Below are 21,230 nucleotides of genomic sequence, written 5' to 3' on the forward strand. Positions count from 1 at the left end.
TTGTGGGGCCTAGTGTGAGGCTCTCGAAGTGTCTAGGAAAGAAGGGGCGATTCACTATTTACACAATCTAACAATGAAACAGTGCAAAGTGAGCGCTCAATTTGATGAAAAGAGTTACTGCATAACCCACAACTAAACAAGAACTTAAGTGTTCAAGCAAGATTACACTACAACCTTTTGAAGACGCCCTGGAACGCAACGATGCCCGACGCTACACAAAAACACACAGGTAACACAGCGAACTCCTCGCTGCACAGTAGCTCGGAAGACATCTGCTTCCTCAATGTACAGTACCTTCTTCTGCTGCATGCGGCCACGCAGGCAGACGGTGTTCATCGTACACAACTGCAATTTGGCATCCCGATGCCTGACATCGTATGGGTGCAGCAGAACACAATTGAAAACCTATCAGACATCGGCAGCGTCCCACGGTTGATGCTCGTTCCACGCTACGACCTGATCAAAGATTATGGCCTCTTAAGCTTGGGAGAGCGCGAACCGCTAGCGCCTCAGACAGCCACAGAAGCTGCGATTCACCGTATAAACCGTGTTTACTTGAATCTTATCAAGTCCTGCCTATTGTCGCACGGAGAATTTGTTACGAAGGCCATGTTCAACCTTGAGAATGACATGGCCTCAAGAATATCGCAATTGCATATTCACCAGATTGAACAAGTTTCATCTTTTGAAAAGCCCTTGCTAAAAATCAAAGTCGCATTGAGTGGTTTGGACAAGAATATGACCGAGACCAACCAATGGACCATTCTCAACGCGTGAGATCCCGTCATGACCACTTTTTACAACGCAAAAGATTTTCGACACAGTAACTGGACTCGCGAAGCGGTCATTTTCCTTGCCAAACGCCAAGTCCGTAAGCCAGTTATTGTTGAGATTTTCGGCAACACGCAAGAAGTGACTGACGGGATTGTAGACTCCATTGTCAAACACCATGAGATCAATCTGTATAAGCAAAAGGGCCGCAGACGCGCCATACGGGCTTTCACCAGTTTCGTTCATCAATTACATGTTTCAACCTTTCTTTCATGGTTTGAACGTTGCCGTGCGAATGGACCCGAAAAGACCCTGGCCATGATTTTCATCTACGCCTACCGTTTCTACGAAGCCGACACCTTACCGCGCCCGCAAGCAAAAATTGGGTGCGAAGAAGCATGGGAAATTGTCAAAGCCTTTGTTGATACCCAAATCGGGCCTTCTGATAATGACCTGATGCTGCAGAACTGCCCTCAAAATCATACATTTGCTTTTTTCCCAAAGTATGCCCCGGGGCACAACTGCCCATTCTGCACGTTGCGACATGACAATTCGCTTCTTAATGTCGTCTCCTCCCAGAGAAGATCAAGACAGCAGGACAATCAGCCCGTATATAATTGCATTTGATCACCATCTATCCCACCTAAGCCCAGACAAAGATCTGGGCTTTTTTGTTGTTTAGTTAGCAAGAAAGGGGAGTTACAGCCCTTTTTGAAAAGGGTAGATTTCAAACAAAAATCGCAAAATCAAGGCATGAAACTTCCATCCTTGCTTGCGAAATTATTCCGGTCAAATCAACCAAGCATTCCAGAGCCGAAAGAGGTCCTGGGAGACATTACCAAGGTTGAAGGAATTCGCCCCTCAGTTATTTCTCATGCTTATCCAGCTGTAGATGACGGCCTGGATGGCAGTCTTACCCTTCATGAAATTCTCCAGCCTCATAGTGACATCGTAAAGCGTATTCGTATTGCTTCTGGTGCAAACAAAAACTTCGAGGCTCATTATCTGCCATGCATTCAGGCCCTTGCGGGCTGGGTGCACGCGCTACCTGGAGGCGAGACCGGCAGTCATATTGGTGCCGGTGGCATGTTGCGAATGTGCCTTGAAATCGGGTTCGCTACCCTGCAATGCGGAGACCGACAGCTGTTTGCGGGCTCAGAACCTGTAGAAAGACGCCAGATCGTTGAGCAGCGATGGCTACTGGCAACATTTCTGGCCGGGTTGTTCTCAGAGCTGTACATCATCCCAATGAAAATGACTGTCACTTTGTCGGATGGCAAAGAATGGCCTTGTCACGTCAATGGACTGACTCAATTCCTGGATCAAAACGGAAAGCAGCGTTATTACGTTCGCTTTAGAACGCCGGCTCATATCACCCGGGAGGGAAGCGCCCTCATTGCACAGCGCATGATTACTCCTGAAACCGCTGGGTGGTTGCATGAGGGCCACCCAGCAATTCTTCCCACATTGATGGCTGCTTTGAACGGCAAGTCACACGGCGAAGATTCCAAAATGCTCGATGTCCTCAAGAAAATGAGAGAGAAGGTCATCGAGATCGATGTGGCAGCTCAACCAGCTTCCTACGGGAAACTCAAGGTCGGTAACCATCTTGAACCATATCTGCTCGATGGCATGCGGTCACTCATTACCAATGGGACGTGGAAGCTAAATGAGCCCAAAGGTCGGCTCTGGTATGGCAAGGATGGGCTCTTCATCTTCTGGAAAACAGGGTTCAAAGAGCTACGAAGCCACATTCAGTCAATAGGCATTCCGGGTATTCCTGAGACTGCAGAAACTGCGGCCGAAATGCTCTTGCAGATCAAGGTGCTTGAAACCACTTCCGATGGTCGCGTCTTTTGGCCATTAAAGCCGCCGGGGCAGGATGGTGTTTTTGATGGAGTAAAGATTGCAAACCCAATGACCATCCTGGGTGAAATCACGGATGAGATCAAAGCTGCGATTCTGAAAGAGAACGTCACAGTAAAGAAGGGTCTGGATATGGGCTCTGCTGGTTCTCTTGTGTCTGCTACTTCGTCGGCCAAGCCAAAGGACAAATCGAATCAGGAAGATAAGGCCACGCCTGCCACGAAGGCTCAGTCGAGACAAGAAACACACTTTGCATCAAGCAACAACGTTGAAACCGAGCACAAGCCGGCCAAACCGGAAGCACGGCCGGTATCGACACCACAGCAAAGTAATAACCCTCCACAAAACCAAAGCACTGAACATGTGGCCACAGCACCAGCGCAAACAGTGGAGACTGTGGCAATTGCATCCCAAGAACATAGTGCCTCAGAACGAAATCTGCAGCATGAAGATGATGATGAAGATTCAGCCATTGCCGCCGCAGCAAACAAGCTACCTATCACGGAGCAGTTAACTGAAAGCGCTGAGAAGTTACTTGGCCAAGTTCGTGATGCAATCGTTCGAGACGCCCTGCGTTCAATCCTCATTGACCTTCAAAAAGGAAGCCTTCGGGAGAGCATATCTACGCCTCAAGGATCTGGCTTCTACCGTGACGTTCTCAACGCATACGGCATTCAAGAGGTGAAGTTTCATGATGCCATTGAAATGTGTGGATGGCGTGCTCGCGACCCGGCAAAACCAAATGCTAAATATCACCGCCTAGAAGTAGGGGGGGCTGTTATTTCGGTCTACCTCTTCAAGCCAAATGTAGCTCGTGACTTAGGGCTAAAAGCCTGGTTGGAGATTAGCTGATGTCCATTATTTCCAACAAAGCAGATGATAAATTTGAGATGCCATGGCGAAGTACCTACGAAGGTATTGCCGCAACGTCGTGGGGTGTTTCACTTGTTGGATCTGCGCTGATGGGGACCGTAACAAACGCCCCATTCGGCCTGACAGCTATCTCATGCGGCGTATCGCTTGCTATGGGAGTGGTTCGTACATATCAGACAAAAAAACACTTTGACTTCAGGCTTTCTTTAGCGGGTACGGAATTCCTAACGATGCCTATGGACGATGTCCTGAAGCGCATCGAGAAAGATCATATCTGGCTTGGGCTCGGCTGGAACTGGCGGACCATTCATACACAACGATACTTCGAAGCCTCGAAGATCAACGTGAAGTCAATGTTGCCGCCAAGTTGGTACTTGAAGCTTAAAAAAATCCCTCCCATGGAGAAGGTGAAGGGTAAGCCCTGGATACATGGCCTGGATCAGTATGAGGCGGACGTACAGGTGCAAATGTCTGAAGCAGAGGGCCATTGCGGCGTGTTTGGGACCACTGGCTCGGGCAAAACACGTTTCCTTGAAACATTGACGACACAGCTCATCAATAACAAGGAAAACGTAGTAATCATCATCGACCCGAAAGGGGACCGTGAGCTTGAAGATATTGCCAAGCTCGCTTGTGTGAAAGCAGGCCGGCCAGATTCCTTCATTAAGTTTCATCCTGCATTCCCTCAGACAAGCATCCGATTCGATCCGCTGAAGAACTGGTCACGTGAAACACAACTAGCTTCGCGTATCTCAATGCTGATGGGTGCAAACGGCGACAGCTTTCAACAATTCGCCTGGCGCTCCATCAACACCGTCTGCTCAGGTCTGCTGTACATCGGCAAAAACCCAACACTGAAAGATGTTCGAAAGTACGTATCGGCAGGTCCTGATGAACTCACAATTAAGGCGCTTGAACACTTCTTCAATCTTCATGCCGACGAAAATTGGGAGTCCATGGTTCAAGCTCTTATTGCCAAAGCTGAAGCTAGTAAGGGTAAGGGCGGCGGTAACAGAGATGCGAACCCGATACTGGTTGCGTATATCGAATATTTCAAGACGGTAATACCTGAAGACATACGAAACGCCTCAGAAAACGAACCGGTGGTTGGCCTGGTTAACCTTTCGGCCCATTCGAAAGAGCACTACTCGAAGGTCATTGTTAACGTGTTGCCCCTGCTGGACATGCTCTGCTCTGGAAGACTAGGCGACATGCTCTCCCCGGATGTGGACGATCTCAGTGACACCCGGCCGGTATTTGATAGTTCGAAAGTCATCGATGGTAAGTACGTCCTCTACATTGGGCTGGACTCCCTGTCGGATGCTACGGTGGGCTCTGCACTTGCAGGCATCATGCTTGCAGACTTGGCTGCTAAAGCAGGTGAAATATACAACTACAATACCGATGGTAAAGGTAAAGGTCGAATCCACCTTATTGTCGATGAATCCGCAGAAGCCGTATGTGATCCACTAATTCAAATTCTTAATAAGGGTCGCGGGGCGGGCATGGTTTGTTGGTTGCTAACCCAAACTTTCCCAGACTTCATTAAGAAAATGGGGTCTGAAGAAGCCGCTCGACAGATGCTCGGGAACCTAAACAACATTATTACTTTGCGCGTAATTGACGAACCAACATTGGAGTACATTTCAGGTCAATTTGGCAAAACAGCAATCACCAAAACAAACACCTCATATTCGAACGGTGCAGATACTGTTGTTGGTGTAATGAAGCACACAGCTTCAATTAGCCAGTCATCGAATACAGAAGAGGTTCCACTGATCAGTACAGACTGCATTGGAGGTTTGCCTGACCTTCACTACATTGCAAAGTTCGGGGGAAAGACATACAAGGGCCGGTTGGCAAAACTAATATGAGCAAAGTAATCGCATTTAATTCCAGCATTACGCCACTGGAATTTAAGCCATTCAATTCCTTTACAGCTGAAGAGGCCCTGAAAAATACTCTTGGAAAATGTAAAGAGAGATCAACACTGAATCGGCTATTTAACCGATACCCTTTACTTAGAACAGCAACTGAGAAGATTTGCTTTTACCTTCCGTACAATCTGCCAGATGAAAAGGGTAGTTATTTAATAGCCTCAATCATGGATCAGGCCGCCATTGCCTCGACGACAGTGCAAAATGTAGGTGGCGACTTGACGCGGCAAGAAAAAAAGTACCTCATCTCGCTTCTTTCGGTTGGTAACGAACTGAGCCGTTATAAGTTAATTGGATTCAGTGAGAGCCTTGGAATACGTCTTCCATGGAACTACTTAGACATGGATGTAATGAGTTGGCTACGAAGATATGATATTTCTCAACTCTTTGTTGAAGATATGAAGGCTGAGGAAGTCAGCAAAATTGACCCTCGTCTCAAATTTGGATTTAAGGTACTGAATGGCGTCGAGTTAGGTTTGATTGAAGACTCGCTACTTGCAGAAATTGAGAAATCAAGAAGTAAATTCGACAATGAGGCCAAAAGATGAGCCATGGTCTACACATTAAAGGCTGGGCAACATTCATATTCATTGGGATGTTCGCAACGCCGGTAATTATTAGTGCCGAAAATGCGCAGGAACGTATCGGAAACGAAGCCACATCCATGGCTAAGGTTGTAGGAGACGAAAGCGCCGATAAATTGATTTCACGAGCAAATACGATTTATACAGATATATTTGTCAAGTCGGGAATTACAGATGCAATAGAATCAAAGCAGTCAAGCGAGGAAGGTATTAGAAAAGCAAAGTCTTTTTGGGGCGGTCTTGCCGACCATGGGCTGCACGGAACGAATGCATATCTTAAGGCTGCAGTGGCGAACATGTATGGGTTCATACTTAGGCTTGTACTACTCCTGGCATGGTTACCGCTACTCCTTCCAATGATCATAGGTGTTGTGGGAGATGCTTACGCGAAACGTATGATACGAATCAGTAGTTTTGCGTACTTCTCGCCCGCGCTCTACAACTTTGCGCTGCATGGTGTGATCTTTTCGCTTATGTTGCCGATCACTTATTTGATCGTGCCAATAGTAATGTCCCCACTTTGGATACCAATCCTGGCTTTCATGGCATACGGAGCGACTTGGTTGCTCATCCAGCATATGCAGCGCGTTTGGAAGTAGAAGAATAATCGCTTCATTACCCCTGTAACTCCCCTTTTTCCCGCCAATCTCTCAAAGCTCCTTCCAGTACCCTAAGAGGGTCAGGAAGGAGCTTACATGAGCGAGTCATACGAACATCAGAAAGACCGAAAGATTCGTCAGATCAATGACATCATTCGGCAAAAACTTGCACCAATTAAAGATTTCATGACCATGCCTGATGTTCAGGAAATTATGATCATTGGACCGAATGTTGTCTTTATCGAAAAAGCCGGTGATATGTTCCAGCTCGACTGCGAACTTAGCAAGACGGCAATCGAAGGCGCTATTCAACTTCTTGCAAAGCTGAATGACAAGGATGTCGATGCACGCTCAAGAGACGCAATTGTCAATGCACGGGTAGAGGGTTTTCGGATCGCAGCAGCGATTGAGCCCGTTTCAGTATTTGGCCCATCGATCAGTATCCGTAAACACAATCCAAGAATTATCCCACTGCATGAATATTTAGAGTCTGGATCAATTACTCAAGAAGGCTACGATTGCTTACGTGAGTTGATCGAAACACACAAGAACATCCTGGTTGTTGGCGGTACTTCTTCTGGCAAAACAACCCTAATGAACTCGATGCTCGGCGACATCGACCCGATGGAAGCTATTCGTACGTGTGAAGACACGCAAGAGCTAAAAGTCAAAAACATCAACTGGGTTGCCTTTGAGGCTAATGAGCAAAACGGCGTCACCATGCGCGACCTGGTAAAGCTTTGCCTACGCTATAGGCCTGACCGAGTAATCCTGGGGGAGGTCCGTGGGGCTGAAGCTTATGACCTGATGCAAGCCGCAAACACAGGTCATGGAGGGCTAATGGCAACGCTTCACGCAAACAGTGCAGGTCATGGGCTTACTCGCTTCGAAAACCTAGTAATGGAAAGCGGGTTTCTATTCACGCCATTAGGTCTTAAACGCTCAATTTGCGATGCCTTCCAAGCTGTAGTTTATTGCTGTCGAAAAAATGGCGTTCGCCGTATTGATGAAATTATTGAAATTCAAGGTGTAAACAAAGAAGAGGAATACATCTACAAATATTTATACAAAGCTGACGAAAAGCTTATCAAGTCGCGAATGGAAGATTATGCACAAAAAAAACAAGCATTAGAGAAGATTGTTTCAAATCAGGTTGCTGAATTGCCGGCACCACAAATCACGCAAGTTGATACCCTTGAACACGCAATTTAACCACGAAGGAAAAGTCATGAAATTGACCGTCGCAGTCAAGCAGGCTCTGAATAAAAAGGGCGTGAAGTCTACTTTGAAGGTCGCCGGCCTGGTCGCACTGGCAACCATTCCCGGAATGGCTAATGCACTGACCATCCCGTTTGTAAGCCAACTTTGCACAATTGCCCAGTTAATGTCTGGTGAAGTGGCAGGTGCTATGGCAGTACTACTGATCGTACTGGGTGGGATTGCCATTGGTTTTGGTGAATCCACGATGATCAAGTGGGCAGGCGGCGGCATTATGGGTTTGTCTGTAATGTTCGGTGCTACCACCATCATCGGTTGGTTCGGTGGTGATGCAGACTGCGCCACCAAAACCACAAGCTCCAGCTAATCTGGCCGGAGAGGAAAATGTCACAACAATATGAGCCTCGCTACAACGTCATTCACCGTTCGTTGAATGAAGTAAAAGTCGTTATGGGGGTCCCAAAAAATCTCTTTGTAGTAAATGCGACTGCTGGAGCTGCAATTGCGTATGGCATTTTCCCTCCCATTCTTCTTATAACAATGATCATTCACATGTATCTGAAGTTCATATGTGAGGATGACAAGCTAAAAGATGTGGTGCTACGTCAAAGGGCAAAGCAAGCTGATTGGTATGACCCATGGCACCGCAGAGTAATGAAAAGAAATTCAAGACCAGAAGGTTGTGGAAAAGGCATGCTTAAATGAACGCAAATCAAACCAGAAAAGAGTTCAACAAAGGCCGTTCTCTAGCAGAGCTTGTTCCATGGATGACCGAGGTCGATCCCGGCATTATCGTATGCAAGGATGGAAGTTTGCTCGCTGTCTTCGAAGTTGAGGGCATCGACATTGAAGGAAAAACTGTTATCGATGTAGATAGCTACAGTAATCAGGCGGAACTTGCATTCCGTGAACTAGGTTCACAGATTGTGGTTTGGTCGCAAGTGCAAAGACGAAAAACCAAGTCATATCTCACGCATCATAAGTTCAAAGATAAATACAGCGCCTGGATTGATAGCGAGTGGAAAAAGGCGCTCGAATATCAAGAACAATACAAAAACCTGCATACATTTACTTTAATGTTCAGGCCGGATGAGGGTACAACTCAGTTTTTCAAGCGCTGGCAGATGTACACCGAGCAAGGTCTTGGATCTCTAGCGGCTTTTAAGATGTCGCTCTCTTCAATGCTGAACTCGAAAGATGCATTTGCATACGATGCAGAGCAGCTTGACCAAGCAGTAATGCTTTTCAAAAAAGGCATTGAAAACCTGCGTACAAACCTGAATGACTTTGGTCTATCGTGGTACAAAGGTGAAGAATTACTTAAATATTTACACTCTACTGTATCGCCAGCAAACGAAGATCAAACTGTTAAAAATAGCAGAATTTCGACTTATCTTGATACCTATCTGATCGATAGTCAGATGTATGATCATGCAGAATATCTCCTATTTACCCACCATCGCAATCGGTATGTAGGCGCTATTGGCATTAAAGATTTCCCGGAAGGTTCGTATCCTGGACTGGTTGACAATCTCCTCTCCATTCCTGGCGAAATTACGATCTCTCAAATTTTCAAAGTTGTACCAGATGATTTTGCAGAAAAATATGCATCAAAGGTTGAGACTCACTTCAAAAGCCAATCAAAAACTTTCGGCACTCTGCTAAGAGAGCAGATTACAAAGTCTGAATCCGACAAGGTTAACGTCGGTAAACTTGAATTGGCAGAAGATGCTTCCGAAGCTGTTCGAGAGATGACAGTCGAACGTAAAAAATACGGATATTACAATTTTACAGTCCTCGTGTATGGCGATTCAGAGAAAGAATTGCATTACAACCGTGATCTAGCAATTAAAGCGCTTAAAGCAAACTCTTTCATCAGCATCATTGAACGCGAGCACTTGCAAAGTGCCTTTGCATCGACTTTGCCCGGTCAGTACGCAGAATGCATGCGTTGGAATTTTCTGAATACTTCCAACCTGGCAGATTTATGTTTCTTCCGGACCTTCCTCACCGGCCCGTCAGAAAACAAATATCTGTCAGAAGAAATGCGTACAAAGCATGAATCGTTGACAACACTGCCGACAGAGCTTTCTACGCCATATTACTTCAACTTCCACGTAGGGGACGTTGGCCACGCGTTTGTCCTTGGGCCAACTGGTGGTGGTAAGTCCACTCTTACAAACTTCTTCATTTCCCAGTTCCGGAAATACCCGAAATCGAACGTTTTTATTTTCGATAAGGACTACTCAGTTCTTGTACCAACCATACTTCAGGGAGGCCAATTCATCGATCTGGTAGGGGAAAAGATGGATGGTGTCAAACTGAACCCGATGAAGATGGTTGGAGATGAAAAAAACTGGCCATGGCTAAAAGGTTGGATTGAAATTCTGCTGTCGCTTCGGAATTTCAACATCACACCTGAAGTTGATGAAAATATTTGGTTTGCTCTAAAACAAACCCGAGACAACGATCCATCACATTGGACGTTAAGTGCATTTGCTGCGCACTGCAATATTCAAGTTGAGCAGAACCTACAGGTCTGGTGTCAGGGCGGGGAGTTAGGCAAATACTTTGATAATCAAGAGGATGACTTCGAACTTTCTAATTTCGTCGGAATTGAGATGAGCGGGCTTTTCCAAAAGCCAGTATTAGCTATTGCATTCCTTGAATATGCATTTAAACGGATTCTTGATCGACTAGATGGCACGCCGACACTCATTGAAATTGAGGAATGTTGGTTCATGCTGAGTTTTCCGCACCTTGCCGACAAAATTCGTGACTGGTTGAAAACATTTCGGAAGCGTAATGCTTTTGTCGTGTTCGCTACTCAAAGCTTGGACGACTTGGCAAGATCCGACATCTTCTCGACTCTTATTGACAGTATTTTTACTCGCATTTATTTGCCTAACGCAGATGCAAATACTCACTATGAGTTGTATCACAGCAAATTTAACCTTACTGATGCACAAATTGAACGCATCAGATTAGGCGTACCAAAACGTAACTATTATATCGTGCAGCCAAATCGATCCAGAATGATTGATATTAAGCTTCCATCTTCAATTGTTAATGCACTACGCTCTAATACGGATGCGGTAAATACTTTTCTTGATTGCATGAATTCGGGCGATCCGAATTGGAGAGATACCTACCTCGAAAGGATGACAAAATGAAAAAGCTTTTGACTAGTTTGACAATCAGCGTCGTTATTTCTTCTGCTGTTGCTGTTGGGGGTGCCATGACTGGTGGCGCAACAGAAATCACGCAGATTTTGAACTGGATTCAATTGCTGGGGATTAACTCAACTACGGTCTCTCAATTAGAGACTGATCTCCAGATTTACGAAAATGCGGTAAGTCAGTACAACATTGCCGAACGCAATATTGCAAAGATCGGTTCCGTATTCACCAACACACCGAATCTATCCTCGCTGGCTAGCCTCCGAAGTGCCACAAAGGGATTGTACGGCTCCCTGACTTCGGCTTCCGACAGTGCCACAAAGCTTATTCAGCAAGTTTCGCTCTCGGGACTAACCCCTGATGAATTTAAAGCAAAAGTAGTCGGGGACAGAAATTCAGCGCTAAGCCAGAACACGCAAATTCTGATGCAGCAATATCTTACATCGATGGACGATGTATCAAGCTCCTACTCAGCGGTGCAAGCCTATGAGGCACAAATCCCGGGCCTGGATGGACACATGCAATCATTGCAAATGCTGAATAGCCAGATGGACACACTGCTTACTCAGAACTCGCGAATGATGCAGACATGGGCCGCTTACCTCGGTAACAACGCTGTCAAACAAACTGTCTCTCAGCAAGATGAACAGGCAGCTGCGAATGCAAGCACATCCATGTCAACTGCAAACAAAGCTCTTTACAACTATCTAAAAACTCTCTCGATCAAATAAGGAAATGAAATGAAACTCCGCCAGCTTATTCCTTTACTGTGGATGTCTGCCACGTTAGCTGGCGGCATTACTGACATGGGTGAAATTCGTCAAATATTTAACAATTTCGACTTGCTTCAACAGCAAATTACCTACCTTGACCAACTTGATCAACTGATCGAAACCTATGAGCAAAAATACAAACAACTAAAAAATGCAGAGCAACAAATTGAAGGGTCAGTGGTTTCACTTACAAATACCCCTAGTCTTACATCTTTAAACTCCATCCGATCTGCAACGAAGTCGCTCTATGGATCATTAACTGATGCTGCAGCCTCGACAACTAAGCTCCAGCAGCAAGTAAGTCTTTCTGGCCTAACACCTACTGAATTTGTCGCAAAGGTGACAGGTGACCGGTCGAGCGTGTTAAGTCAAAACACTCAGAATTTAATGCAGAATTACCTTGATTCCATGAACGAGGTAGGAACTTCTTATAGTAACTTGCAAAAAAATGAAGAGGCTATTGCCTCACAACCTGGCATGGAAGGCGCTTTAAAAGCTATTAATATGTCAATGGATAATATGCTTACGCAAAATGCACGTATGATGCAAATGTGGGCTTCTTTCATTAACGATGCAGCAGTACATCAAGCAATAAAGAATCAAAGCTCTACCGGTCGCATGAATGATCTTGATTCATTCATTAACAGCAATGCCTCCGCGATAAAAGAAATCGAAAAAGTCTACCAATGAAAAAACCGGCACTAATTGCAGGATTATTGTGCATCCTAATCACTACAAATTCTTTTGCAGGCGATAACACTGCACAGATTAAGACTGCAGTTGATGCCATTAACGCAATGCTAACAAGCATTTCTTCGTCTGCTGACTCACTGTCAACTGCCCTTATAGCCCCTGGCACAACAGCACTAAAAACCATTATCGCCTACCGCGTAGTCAAGGAAATATTTTTCACGTTTTTGGAACGTGATTCATTTCTAGTTATTTTTGCAAAACTCATAAAGCTTGCTATTCCAGTTGGACTTGCAAATTGGGCGATTACTGAAAATAAAGCAAACCTTGACGCCTTCCAGACTTTTATGGATGGCTTGACTACTGACTTTACCGGCGTTGTTCTAAGAACAAATATTGCGAGTACTCTTGATGTCATATTTCAAACAGTGACATCACTACTCGGATCAGCTTCTGACTCGACCAGCAAGACTATAACCGACACCATAATGGAATTAAAGTTTGCTCTCTGGATTTCACTTCTCATTGCGTATGTGTGGAAAGCTATCGCTGCAATGATTATCGGAATTGGTGGTGTCTTTTTTGTAGGCGACCTTATTGTCTCGCAGTATATGATCACAATTGGAGCAGCTATTGGCCCTTTAATGATTCCATTTGCCCTCCTAGAACCATTTTCCTTCCTTTGCAGTAACTGGATAAGATTTATGATCAAGGCAGGCCTGGTTCAAGTTGTGGGTGGTGTGATTTTTTCTATCATAAATGGTGCATTCTCAAAAATGTCAGCGATGGCTACCGCTGCTCAAACTTACAATGAGCCCTCTGCCATATTGATGGCTGCTTTCGCCTGCATGTTCATTGCATTATTCAGCCGAATCATGCTTCAGAGCACTGTAAAAATTGCCTCGGCTTTAATGGGTGGCAGCATTTCGGGGATTTCTGGATCGCTTAGCAAAGAACAAGAACTAGCCATGGAAGCGGAAGAACTTGCAAGGGGCAAATAATGAAATATGAAAAAATAGCCTTAGCTTCAACATTAAGCTTAGCCTTTATTTTATTATGCCTTGCCTCTCAAAATGCTCTTGCAGACGGCTCTCCTATATTTACTGCAAAGGAAGCCATAAGCAGTATCGCTACTTCCGTGTCAGATACAGGCAAGAAATTATCGCTCACCGAGCTTAGTACTGGTAGATATATTTTCCAAGTCCTGGTTGCTTATATTGTATCAAAAGAATGTATTTTCTTTGCTCTTGAAGATAGAGGTTTGCTTCCCTTAATCGCACGACTTACATATCACGCAATTCCTGCGAGTATCATTTGGTGGGCCATTACCAATAACGATTCAAACTATTCCACATACTCTCAATCAGTCTCAGATATTGCTAGTTTGTTTGGTGGAACTAATCTTACAACTGACTTTGCAAGCATATTCAATTCCTTTGTTAAGGTCATCATCCATCTAATTTATACGCCGGATCAATCTACAGCTCCTACAGATGGTTCAATAGTCGATTATCTTTCGAATCTTTGGAACACACTCACAAACTTAGATTTTTCGACGTTAATTGCCTTTGTGATCGGCTTCTTTTTTAAGGTTGCTGCAGCTTTTCTTATAACTGTATCAATGATTATTTTTATTACACAAATTGTTCTTTCAACTTACATGATTGCCATTGGCTCAGCTTTTGGCCCTTTAATGCTTCCCTTCGGTCTGCTGGATGAAACGAAATTTATAGCTAACGGGTGGCTGAAATTCATGATCAAGGCAGGAATGATGCAAGTAGTTGCGGCAATTCTTTACTCTCTGATTAGTACTACACTGGGAAACCTCGGAGACAACGCTCAGGCTGCGCAAAAGGAAGCAAATCCATTTGTTCTTCTAGCGATCTGTTTTGCCATCCTATTGGTTTCAGTTGTACTAACCTACCTCGTTCAGTCGATACCAATGATCACGGATGCTTTATTTGGTAGCGGCCCCATCGGCATGCGTGGGTTTATACAACCAGCGGCATCATCTAACAGAAAAGTGCAGGCAACAGTAAAAGCCGGAAAGTTTATTTCGAAGGCGGCTCATAGGCAGGTGAAGAAGCAATCTATCAAATCATATAAAGCTGTTGTAAATATGATTGGGGCCAAGAAAGGTGACTCTCCAGACAGTGTGTCGGGAAGCGGATCATCTAAAGGCAGGGAAGGGGAGTCAGTACCTAATGCAGGTGCATAAAGGTTCAACTATTAGAATTTGTGCCGCTACGGCTTTACTTTTATTTCCAGTATTATTTTCTTCATGATGTTTCTGAAGTCACGATGGATTGAAATCTTCAGGTAATATCCATGTTTGAGAAACATCACAAAGTCACTGCAAAAAGGCGCAGCGAGGCAACATGAATTTCAAAAAAGTTGTACCATTCCTTCCCTTGGCTCTTATGCTTTTGTTGCTTACGGCCAATGCTCATGCTGACTCTTCTGCAGCCCAAGGTAAACTTGACACTGCTATTGATGCGATTAATGCACTCTTCAAGAGTGTAGACTCGCAGGCTTCATCTCTTTCGACTAAGGCGATCTCAGTTGGCGAAAGCGCATACAAATCAATCATTGCATACATTGTAGTGCGTGAGATTTTCTTTAGTTTTCTTGAGGACAAAGGTTTCTTTGCCATCACTGCACGCTTTACCTACCAAGCTATACCAGCATCACTCGTACTATGGGCGATTGAAAAAAATGGTGACAACTACTCAACGCTCCAGTCGTTCATGGATGGTTTGACTGAACAACTGAATGGCTCAGTCCTTCGAAATAATATCCAGTCAGTAATGGACAATTTTTTTAAAGCTGTTGGCATTTTGCTTGGCACTAGCGATCAAGCGACTTCGACGGATTCGAACACAACTCTATCGACAAAGTTCATTGACCTATCACTAATGTCCATGATCGCTTACGTCGTAGCATTCTTTTATAAAGCGGCTGCAGCTCTTGTCGTGCTCCTGGCTGCTGTAATATTTATCGGTCAGATGATGATTAGTGCTTACATGATGGCTATCGGTGCCGGTGTAGGCCCAATTATGATCCCCTTTGCTTTGCTTGAACCAACAAAGTTCCTTGCTGAGGGATGGATTAAGTTCATGATTAAAGCAGGTATGTACCAAGTTGTTGGTGGAATTATCTTTGGACTATGTAAAGATACTCTTGGCACTCTTGCAACTGTTGCTGCAACTGGTGAGAACGCGAATGATCCAATCCTGATTTTAGTTGCGGGTTTTGCTACTCTTCTAATCGCTGTTTTGATGGCTTATTTGATGATGCAAATACCTCAAATCGTCGATGGCCTAGTAAGTGGTGGTGGTGGCCTTTCCATCAAAGGATTTACTTCTCCGACAGCAAATGCTGCGGGTGCAGTTTCCAAGTCATACAAGATGGCAAACGGTTCTGATAGAAAGAACAGGGACGGATCGCCCAAGGGAGGTCGTCTTCAGAATAGTGCGAAAGCTGCCTACCGCGGTTCTGTTAATGCCCAAGGTGCACTTAACAGAGGTCTTATTAGAATGAATGATGCAGTAGGTATGAGTGCCTATAAAGCATCGCAAAGCTTCCAGAATGCTGCCAGTGACATGAGAGAAATGCATCAACTATCTAAGTCCATTGATGGAACTGGTGTTAGCAAAGGTGCAATCCTTTATGAAGGTGCGCGTGCTGGACTGAAGGCCGGTGGGCAATTTGCGACTGATCTTTCGTCGAAATCAGCAGGTGCTGGCTACCAAGCAGCTAAGTCTCAAGTCAATAGAGCAAAAAGTGCAATTGTAGAAAAGCACCGTTCTATCATGCGTGGCGACAAACCTATTTCTGCACCGGACACAACCAGAACAAAAAATGCTGGCATGGACAACATGCGCTAACAAATAGGTAAAAAAAATGGATTATTCATTCTTTAAATGGCCGTCCCGAGATTCTTTCCGTGAATTGCGTGCCGCGGGCATTGAACGTGCTGAAATAGATGAATACTATCGAGGCAAGTACTTACCACCCGAGTCCGTTGACAGGAACATTTGGCTTAGTCTTTACTGGATGATCACTGTATTTGCTCAGGATTCTCCCCAAGCTGCCTTCACACAGCTTGGCTTGTTGCTTCTTATATTTATTGTTGAAATTTACCGTTACTTTAAATAAAAAAACCGGCTTAGCCGGTTTTTCCCTTTGCAACATGAAGTTAGTTATGTTTTATTAAAGCTTTATAATGTTTAAAACATCTTGCCGCATTTTCTCAAGTTCAAAATCTTTGCCGGCACTATCCGACAAATATTTTTCATAAAACGCCTTGATTGCTGAAGCTAAAGCGACATCACGTACATTATTTTTATCTACAAGATTGGTCAATTCTTTATTATCTGACTCAAGCATATTAATTTTCATTGTCAGCAATGAAATGTTTGAATCCTTTTCCTCGATGCTTTTATCCCTTAACTGAACCATTAGTGACAGAGAAAGAACTCTATCCTGCAGGTCCCGTTCCACATTGCCAAATCGAGTCCGTTCATTTGACAGCGTATCCTCTAAGGAAGCAACCTGGGATTTGTGAAAGGATCGCTCTTGGTCGATTGTTAGCATTAGGTGATCCCGAAGGCCATCGTACTGCTTCTGTGCCCGTAGAATCCCGGCATCGCGATCGCCCTCGGCACGCTTTACCTGCTCGGCAGTAGATTCAATCAGCGTCCTGATTTCTGACTTGAGAGTGCTATTCGCTTGTTGCTCAATCTGGAGTTGAGAGAGCAGGGTAGCGACCTGGTTCGTAGCGGAGCGCAAGTCATTAGAAAGAGCGGCCTCTCTCTTCTCAAGTGAGTCATTTACCTGGTTTAGTCTACTTACTTCTGTGCGCGCTGACTCAAGTTCTAGCCTTAGTCCGGCCTGGACATCAGTAAGCTCCTGAATTCTCTTCTCATACTGACTTTTGTCATCATTGAATCGTCGGCCGGCCTCTGCTATCGACATGTGCCATATGGCCAACCATGCTTCTTGTAGTTCCTGCGAAACTGGAGCATCCAACTTACCTGAACTGTAGGCCTGGCTCAGCTGAGCAGTCCAACTATTGATTGCATCCTGGATGGTTGTATTCGAACCACGGCCGGTAATGGACCGTATCAGAGACTTGCCGGGGATCGTGCCAAACTTACGGAAAAGCAGATCACATAGCGCCATCGTGACTGTGCGAGGTGACTCATCAGCCATGCGTAAGACCAGCTCTTGAACTTCAGCATCACTAATGATTGCAGGGGTAGGGTAGGTGCTCATCATGGCGTTTTAACCTCTTTTTCCTTTCAGGTAAAGCATGACCATCCCCTGGAATTCATCTAGCGTTCTGGCGACGCCTACAAGCCAACCCTCAGATTTAGCCTTGTTGAGCCATTTTTTTTGATCATCACTCAGCTTGCCAGTTGATGATTTTAATTCGATCAGAAATCCTGGGAAATGCGCTGATGGGAAGGGCTGAACAAAGTCCGATACGCCTTTCTTGACTCCCATAGCCTTGAATCGCCCAGCTTCTGCCTTGCTTCTTGAGCCACCATTCGGCGGGTGGAATACCCACTCAAGCACTGGATACATACCTTCAATGGCCTTGATCCATTCAAAGCATGCCATGTGCAATTCTTCCTCGGTTTGTGCAAGACGTTTCCTGCGCTGCAGTTCATCTACGTATCCATTGTTCTGGTCATGGTGAGCGCGGGGGCTGATTGATCGCCACCGACCATCACAAATACGAACTTTCCTTTCTTGCTTGTCTGTCTTCTTGTCCGCACGTGGCTTCACATCCGCATCGCTATCGATGACTGGCTTTATGCCGCGCCGGCAGTAGTACTCGTTTAATTGTTCCTCCGACCATCTGAGTTGAGTCATGTATCCGCCGTTGTGTGGAGAAAAATTGACTAATTATACATGCCGTTTGTAACGTGACAAACGGCATGTAATTGATGACTAGCGTCACGTTTCTGACTGTAATTTCAACATAATTGTCATTAGGTTTAATTCTTGATGCCGCATCTGGCGAGGGGTAAAATCACTGATCGGCATGGTCGGCGCTCGTTACCCGGTAACGAACTTCGCCGATGGCAACCCACTTCTCATCGAGGATCTATGAACACTCCGTTCCCTGCGCTTGTGTCTGATGAAGAATCGCTGTTCGGTGCAGATGAAACCGACAACCTGCATCAGTTCCTCAGCACGCGTCCATCCGGCTGGAACCGTGCGGCCGGCGCGTGCCTTATCGATGCTGGTGACGACATCGCAGCTATTCGCACCTGGCTGAAGGAATACTGGAACTCCCCACGTACGTTTGAGGCTTACCGAAAAGAAGCTGAGCGTTTTGTTCTTTGGGCAGCCATGAAGCAAGGCAAAACACTATCTGAGATCAGCCGTGAGGATGTCCTGGAGTTTGGCCAGTTTCTTCGTAATCCGGATCCGTCCTGGTGCGGCCCCACGAAGCCACGTTCCCATCCTGAGTGGAAACCCTTCGCCCGATGGAAAAACAAGGTCGGTTTGAATGAGACCTCAGCAACCATGGCCTGCACAATCTTGAGCAACTTGTTCAGCTATCTGGTGGATGCCGGCTATTTGCAGCGGAACCCATTCAAGCTCAAGCGTGGCCGAAACACAAAGATCAAGTCGGTTCATGACGAACGTCTACTTGAACATGACACTATTGAATATCTGTTCGACTGGATACGGCGCATGCCCCGGGAGACGCCACGTGAGGCGTTCCACGCAAACCGGTGCGAATGGATCTTCACGCTCTATTACTACACTGGCGCACGCCTACGAGAAATTCCCGACGCGACCATGTCCGATTTCAGGCTTATACGTGGCCGGTGGTGGTTTCGCGTTAACGGCAAGGGCGACAAAGAAGGCCTGATCCCAATGCCCAACGAATTGGTTGCCGCCCTAACCTCCTACCGTGAATCTCTTGGTCTCAGTGCCCTCCCCGTCCCTGGTGACTCTACCCCGATAGTCTGCAGTGCCTATGGGAAGTCCGGCACCGCCACGTATAAGCCAATTGCTGCAAATGGTATTTACAAGATCATTAAGACTGTCACTGAGTCAGCATCCAAGGATGCGCACTATGAGGGGAAGCCGAACATCTCAGCCAACTTGAATAACGCCTCAACTCACTGGCTTCGCCACTCATCTGCATCACATCAGCTAGATGCCGGCGTTCCATTACTTACCGTAAGCCAGAACCTTCGTCACTCCCAGCTTCAAACGACACGCAAGTATCTTCACACTGAAGATGACCAGCGTCACACGGACTCCATGTCCTGGACTAAGAAGTAAAAATACGGCCTTTCGTAATTGCTGGTTGATTGGAGGCTTGGCATGAGGCGATTTTTAGGTGTAAGGATGTTTGATGGCCGGGAATATTTACTAAGTGACCGGATCGATGGATGGACTCCCGAAGAAGCAAAGGCCAAAGCGCTTGCTGAAGCCGAAAGGTTACGCAAAAAGGGAAAGTTGGTTCGCCTGGTCAAGGTGTGCTCTATCGACTACAAGATTTACGTGCATGGCTGAAACTTGATGCGCGTTGCGCTTTATCTCCGGATGGCAGACCATTGGCATCCTTGCAATCCGTTTTTGTTGAACGCAACCTATCAGGTCTCGTCCATCCCGGCCGATAATTACATTTCTTGCTTACTTCTCGCGTAAAACGTGCAAGAAATGTAGGACTGTGCATTTAACGGGGAGGTGCCTCCAAGGACTTCACCAGAAGCACAATTTTGGGACGGGAACCCGCTAATCTGCTATGAAGTCACCGCTACCTTTGCCCGTCGCTATTCATCATGCCGAGGTGCTTGATCACACAGACCCTGGTGAGGCTGCGCTGGCTCCTTTCGCTAAATTTGTCACTTGAGGAAGATCGGCATAGACCAACGATGGTCAATTGGCTGTTGTTTGCGCTATCGCCTAGACATCCAATTTGAATTTGTTATTCTGTGCTCACCTCAAACCTGAAACAAACGTTTATGCGTAACAAATCGATCATCCGTAAATCTTCTGAGCTTGCGAAAGACCTTCTGAAGCCTTCGTTCGAAACGTACAACGAAATCAAAAAAGGGGAAATTGATGCCACCAGCCTCATAAATCTTTACATGTCAGTGCGCCTGTGCAACATAACTGTAAGTAAGAAGTGGCTAAAAGTTGATACGAAGGCTGTTACCAAAGACATGATGGAGATGGCTTCAATTCTCGGCATGGACTGCGAAGTTGCCACAATAACCGAGACTCAACTAAATAATATATACGTTTGGCTTACTGACTTTCAGAAAAAACTGGGAAAGCTATCCCGAAACAAGATTGTTGCACTCATTCACGAATTAGCAACGCAACACAAAGATCAATATGGCGAGGTAACTATGGCTCAGCCATTCACTCTTGATAACGTTGAGCCCAGCACTGAAGACCTCATCAAGAAGCTTGAAGCTTTATGCGCATAAACCTATTAAGCGAGTGTTAAATCCGCATTAATTTATGTTGGGAACGCAAATCCATGTAATTGAAGGCAGCAAGGCCTATTTTTTTATGTTGTAACTGATAGTCTGGCAATGCACTTCTTTGCACAAAGGTAAAGTTACAAATGAAAAAACTAGCCGTCCTGGGCGCACTTGCCCTGGGTCTGTCTGCTGGTGTTTTTGCAGCCAGCTCGACCACTTCGGGGTCACCTCAGAAAACGGAAAATAAAGCACGCTAAGCCGGTTGCAGCGGCCGT

Annotated in this window: 22 protein-coding genes; 19 read left to right on the plus strand and 3 right to left on the minus strand. The window is 45.6% G+C overall.

Features of this window, described 5'->3' with window-relative positions; translation table 11 throughout:
* Nucleotides 1-201: 201 nt before the first annotated feature.
* The 16 genes from ACODR9_RS23335 to ACODR9_RS23410 all read left to right on the plus strand — a co-directional run bounded on the left by ACODR9_RS23335 (nucleotide 202) and on the right by ACODR9_RS23410 (nucleotide 16,648).
* Nucleotides 202-777 carry a hypothetical protein gene (locus ACODR9_RS23335; RefSeq protein ID WP_488812889.1) on the plus strand — a complete coding sequence of 192 codons (576 nt, stop codon included), beginning with the start codon at nucleotides 202-204 and terminating at the stop codon, nucleotides 775-777.
* A 9-nt stretch (nucleotides 778-786) separates the two neighbouring features.
* A complete protein-coding gene (locus ACODR9_RS23340; RefSeq protein WP_488812891.1) occupies nucleotides 787-1,398 on the plus strand; it encodes a hypothetical protein in 612 nt (203 codons plus the stop codon).
* A gap of 126 nt (nucleotides 1,399-1,524) precedes the next feature.
* Entirely contained in the window at nucleotides 1,525-3,489 is a 1,965-nt protein-coding gene (mobH, locus tag ACODR9_RS23345; RefSeq protein WP_488812893.1) for a MobH family relaxase, read from the plus strand.
* Nucleotides 3,489-5,384, plus strand: a complete 1,896-nt coding sequence (traD, locus tag ACODR9_RS23350; protein ID WP_488812895.1) for a conjugative transfer system coupling protein TraD — start codon at nucleotides 3,489-3,491, stop codon at nucleotides 5,382-5,384. Before mobH ends, traD begins: the two co-directional genes overlap by 1 nt.
* Nucleotides 5,381-5,995, plus strand: a complete 615-nt coding sequence (locus ACODR9_RS23355) for a hypothetical protein (protein ID WP_488812897.1) — start codon at nucleotides 5,381-5,383, stop codon at nucleotides 5,993-5,995. Before traD ends, ACODR9_RS23355 begins: the two co-directional genes overlap by 4 nt.
* Nucleotides 5,992-6,630: an IncC plasmid conjugative DNA transfer DtrJ family protein gene (locus tag ACODR9_RS23360; protein WP_488812899.1), complete on the plus strand. Its 639-nt coding sequence runs from the start codon at nucleotides 5,992-5,994 to the stop codon at nucleotides 6,628-6,630. The genes ACODR9_RS23355 and ACODR9_RS23360 overlap by 4 nt, the downstream gene beginning before the upstream one ends.
* A 96-nt stretch (nucleotides 6,631-6,726) precedes the next feature.
* Nucleotides 6,727-7,842, plus strand: a complete 1,116-nt coding sequence (locus ACODR9_RS23365) for a TadA family conjugal transfer-associated ATPase (protein WP_488812901.1) — start codon at nucleotides 6,727-6,729, stop codon at nucleotides 7,840-7,842.
* A 16-nt stretch (nucleotides 7,843-7,858) separates the two neighbouring features.
* Nucleotides 7,859-8,215, plus strand: a complete 357-nt coding sequence (locus ACODR9_RS23370) for a TrbC/VirB2 family protein (RefSeq protein WP_488812903.1) — start codon at nucleotides 7,859-7,861, stop codon at nucleotides 8,213-8,215.
* A gap of 17 nt (nucleotides 8,216-8,232) precedes the next feature.
* Complete coding sequence (locus ACODR9_RS23375; RefSeq protein ID WP_488812905.1) at nucleotides 8,233-8,553, plus strand: hypothetical protein; 321 nt, start codon at nucleotides 8,233-8,235, stop codon at nucleotides 8,551-8,553.
* On the plus strand, nucleotides 8,550-11,021 hold the full coding sequence (locus ACODR9_RS23380; protein WP_488812907.1) for a VirB4 family type IV secretion/conjugal transfer ATPase: 2,472 nt from the start codon (nucleotides 8,550-8,552) through the stop codon (nucleotides 11,019-11,021). The genes ACODR9_RS23375 and ACODR9_RS23380 overlap by 4 nt, the downstream gene beginning before the upstream one ends.
* Nucleotides 11,018-11,758, plus strand: a complete 741-nt coding sequence (locus tag ACODR9_RS23385; protein WP_488812909.1) for a hypothetical protein — start codon at nucleotides 11,018-11,020, stop codon at nucleotides 11,756-11,758. Before ACODR9_RS23380 ends, ACODR9_RS23385 begins: the two co-directional genes overlap by 4 nt.
* Before the next feature lie 9 nt (nucleotides 11,759-11,767).
* On the plus strand, nucleotides 11,768-12,490 hold the full coding sequence (locus tag ACODR9_RS23390; RefSeq protein ID WP_488812911.1) for a hypothetical protein: 723 nt from the start codon (nucleotides 11,768-11,770) through the stop codon (nucleotides 12,488-12,490).
* Nucleotides 12,487-13,491: a type IV secretion system protein gene (locus ACODR9_RS23395; RefSeq protein WP_488812913.1), complete on the plus strand. Its 1,005-nt coding sequence runs from the start codon at nucleotides 12,487-12,489 to the stop codon at nucleotides 13,489-13,491. Before ACODR9_RS23390 ends, ACODR9_RS23395 begins: the two co-directional genes overlap by 4 nt.
* Nucleotides 13,491-14,708 carry a TrbL/VirB6 family protein gene (locus tag ACODR9_RS23400; protein ID WP_488812915.1) on the plus strand — a complete coding sequence of 406 codons (1,218 nt, stop codon included), beginning with the start codon at nucleotides 13,491-13,493 and terminating at the stop codon, nucleotides 14,706-14,708. The genes ACODR9_RS23395 and ACODR9_RS23400 overlap by 1 nt, the downstream gene beginning before the upstream one ends.
* Before the next feature lie 160 nt (nucleotides 14,709-14,868).
* Complete coding sequence (locus ACODR9_RS23405) at nucleotides 14,869-16,377, plus strand: TrbL/VirB6 family protein (RefSeq protein WP_488812917.1); 1,509 nt, start codon at nucleotides 14,869-14,871, stop codon at nucleotides 16,375-16,377.
* 16 nt (nucleotides 16,378-16,393) lie between these two features.
* Nucleotides 16,394-16,648 (plus strand): hypothetical protein, encoded by a 255-nt coding sequence (locus ACODR9_RS23410; RefSeq protein ID WP_488812919.1) that lies wholly within the window; start codon nucleotides 16,394-16,396, stop codon nucleotides 16,646-16,648.
* Nucleotides 16,649-16,702: 54 nt separating this feature from the next.
* Here ACODR9_RS23410 and ACODR9_RS23415 read toward each other — a convergent pair whose 3' ends face one another.
* Entirely contained in the window at nucleotides 16,703-17,770 is a 1,068-nt protein-coding gene (locus tag ACODR9_RS23415; RefSeq protein WP_488812921.1) for a DNA-binding protein, read from the minus strand.
* Between the two features lie 6 nt (nucleotides 17,771-17,776).
* Nucleotides 17,777-18,370: a VRR-NUC domain-containing protein gene (locus ACODR9_RS23420; protein WP_488812923.1), complete on the minus strand. Its 594-nt coding sequence runs from the start codon at nucleotides 18,368-18,370 to the stop codon at nucleotides 17,777-17,779.
* 237 nt (nucleotides 18,371-18,607) lie between these two features.
* Between ACODR9_RS23420 and ACODR9_RS23425 the strand changes: the two genes are divergently transcribed.
* The 3 genes from ACODR9_RS23425 to ACODR9_RS23435 all read left to right on the plus strand — a co-directional run bounded on the left by ACODR9_RS23425 (nucleotide 18,608) and on the right by ACODR9_RS23435 (nucleotide 20,958).
* A complete protein-coding gene (locus ACODR9_RS23425; RefSeq protein ID WP_488812925.1) occupies nucleotides 18,608-19,801 on the plus strand; it encodes a tyrosine-type recombinase/integrase in 1,194 nt (397 codons plus the stop codon).
* Between the two features lie 42 nt (nucleotides 19,802-19,843).
* A complete protein-coding gene (locus ACODR9_RS23430) occupies nucleotides 19,844-20,035 on the plus strand; it encodes a hypothetical protein (RefSeq protein ID WP_488812927.1) in 192 nt (63 codons plus the stop codon).
* A gap of 452 nt (nucleotides 20,036-20,487) precedes the next feature.
* The gene (locus ACODR9_RS23435) at nucleotides 20,488-20,958 is read left to right on the plus strand and encodes a hypothetical protein (protein WP_488812929.1); all 471 of its coding nucleotides are present in this window, start codon (nucleotides 20,488-20,490) and stop codon (nucleotides 20,956-20,958) included.
* Between the two features lie 75 nt (nucleotides 20,959-21,033).
* Here the strand turns inward: ACODR9_RS23435 and ACODR9_RS23440 are convergent.
* Nucleotides 21,034-21,230: hypothetical protein (locus ACODR9_RS23440; protein ID WP_488812931.1), on the minus strand; the 197-nt coding region annotated here is incomplete at its 5' end.

The organism is Aquitalea sp. FG25 (assembly GCF_057809375.1).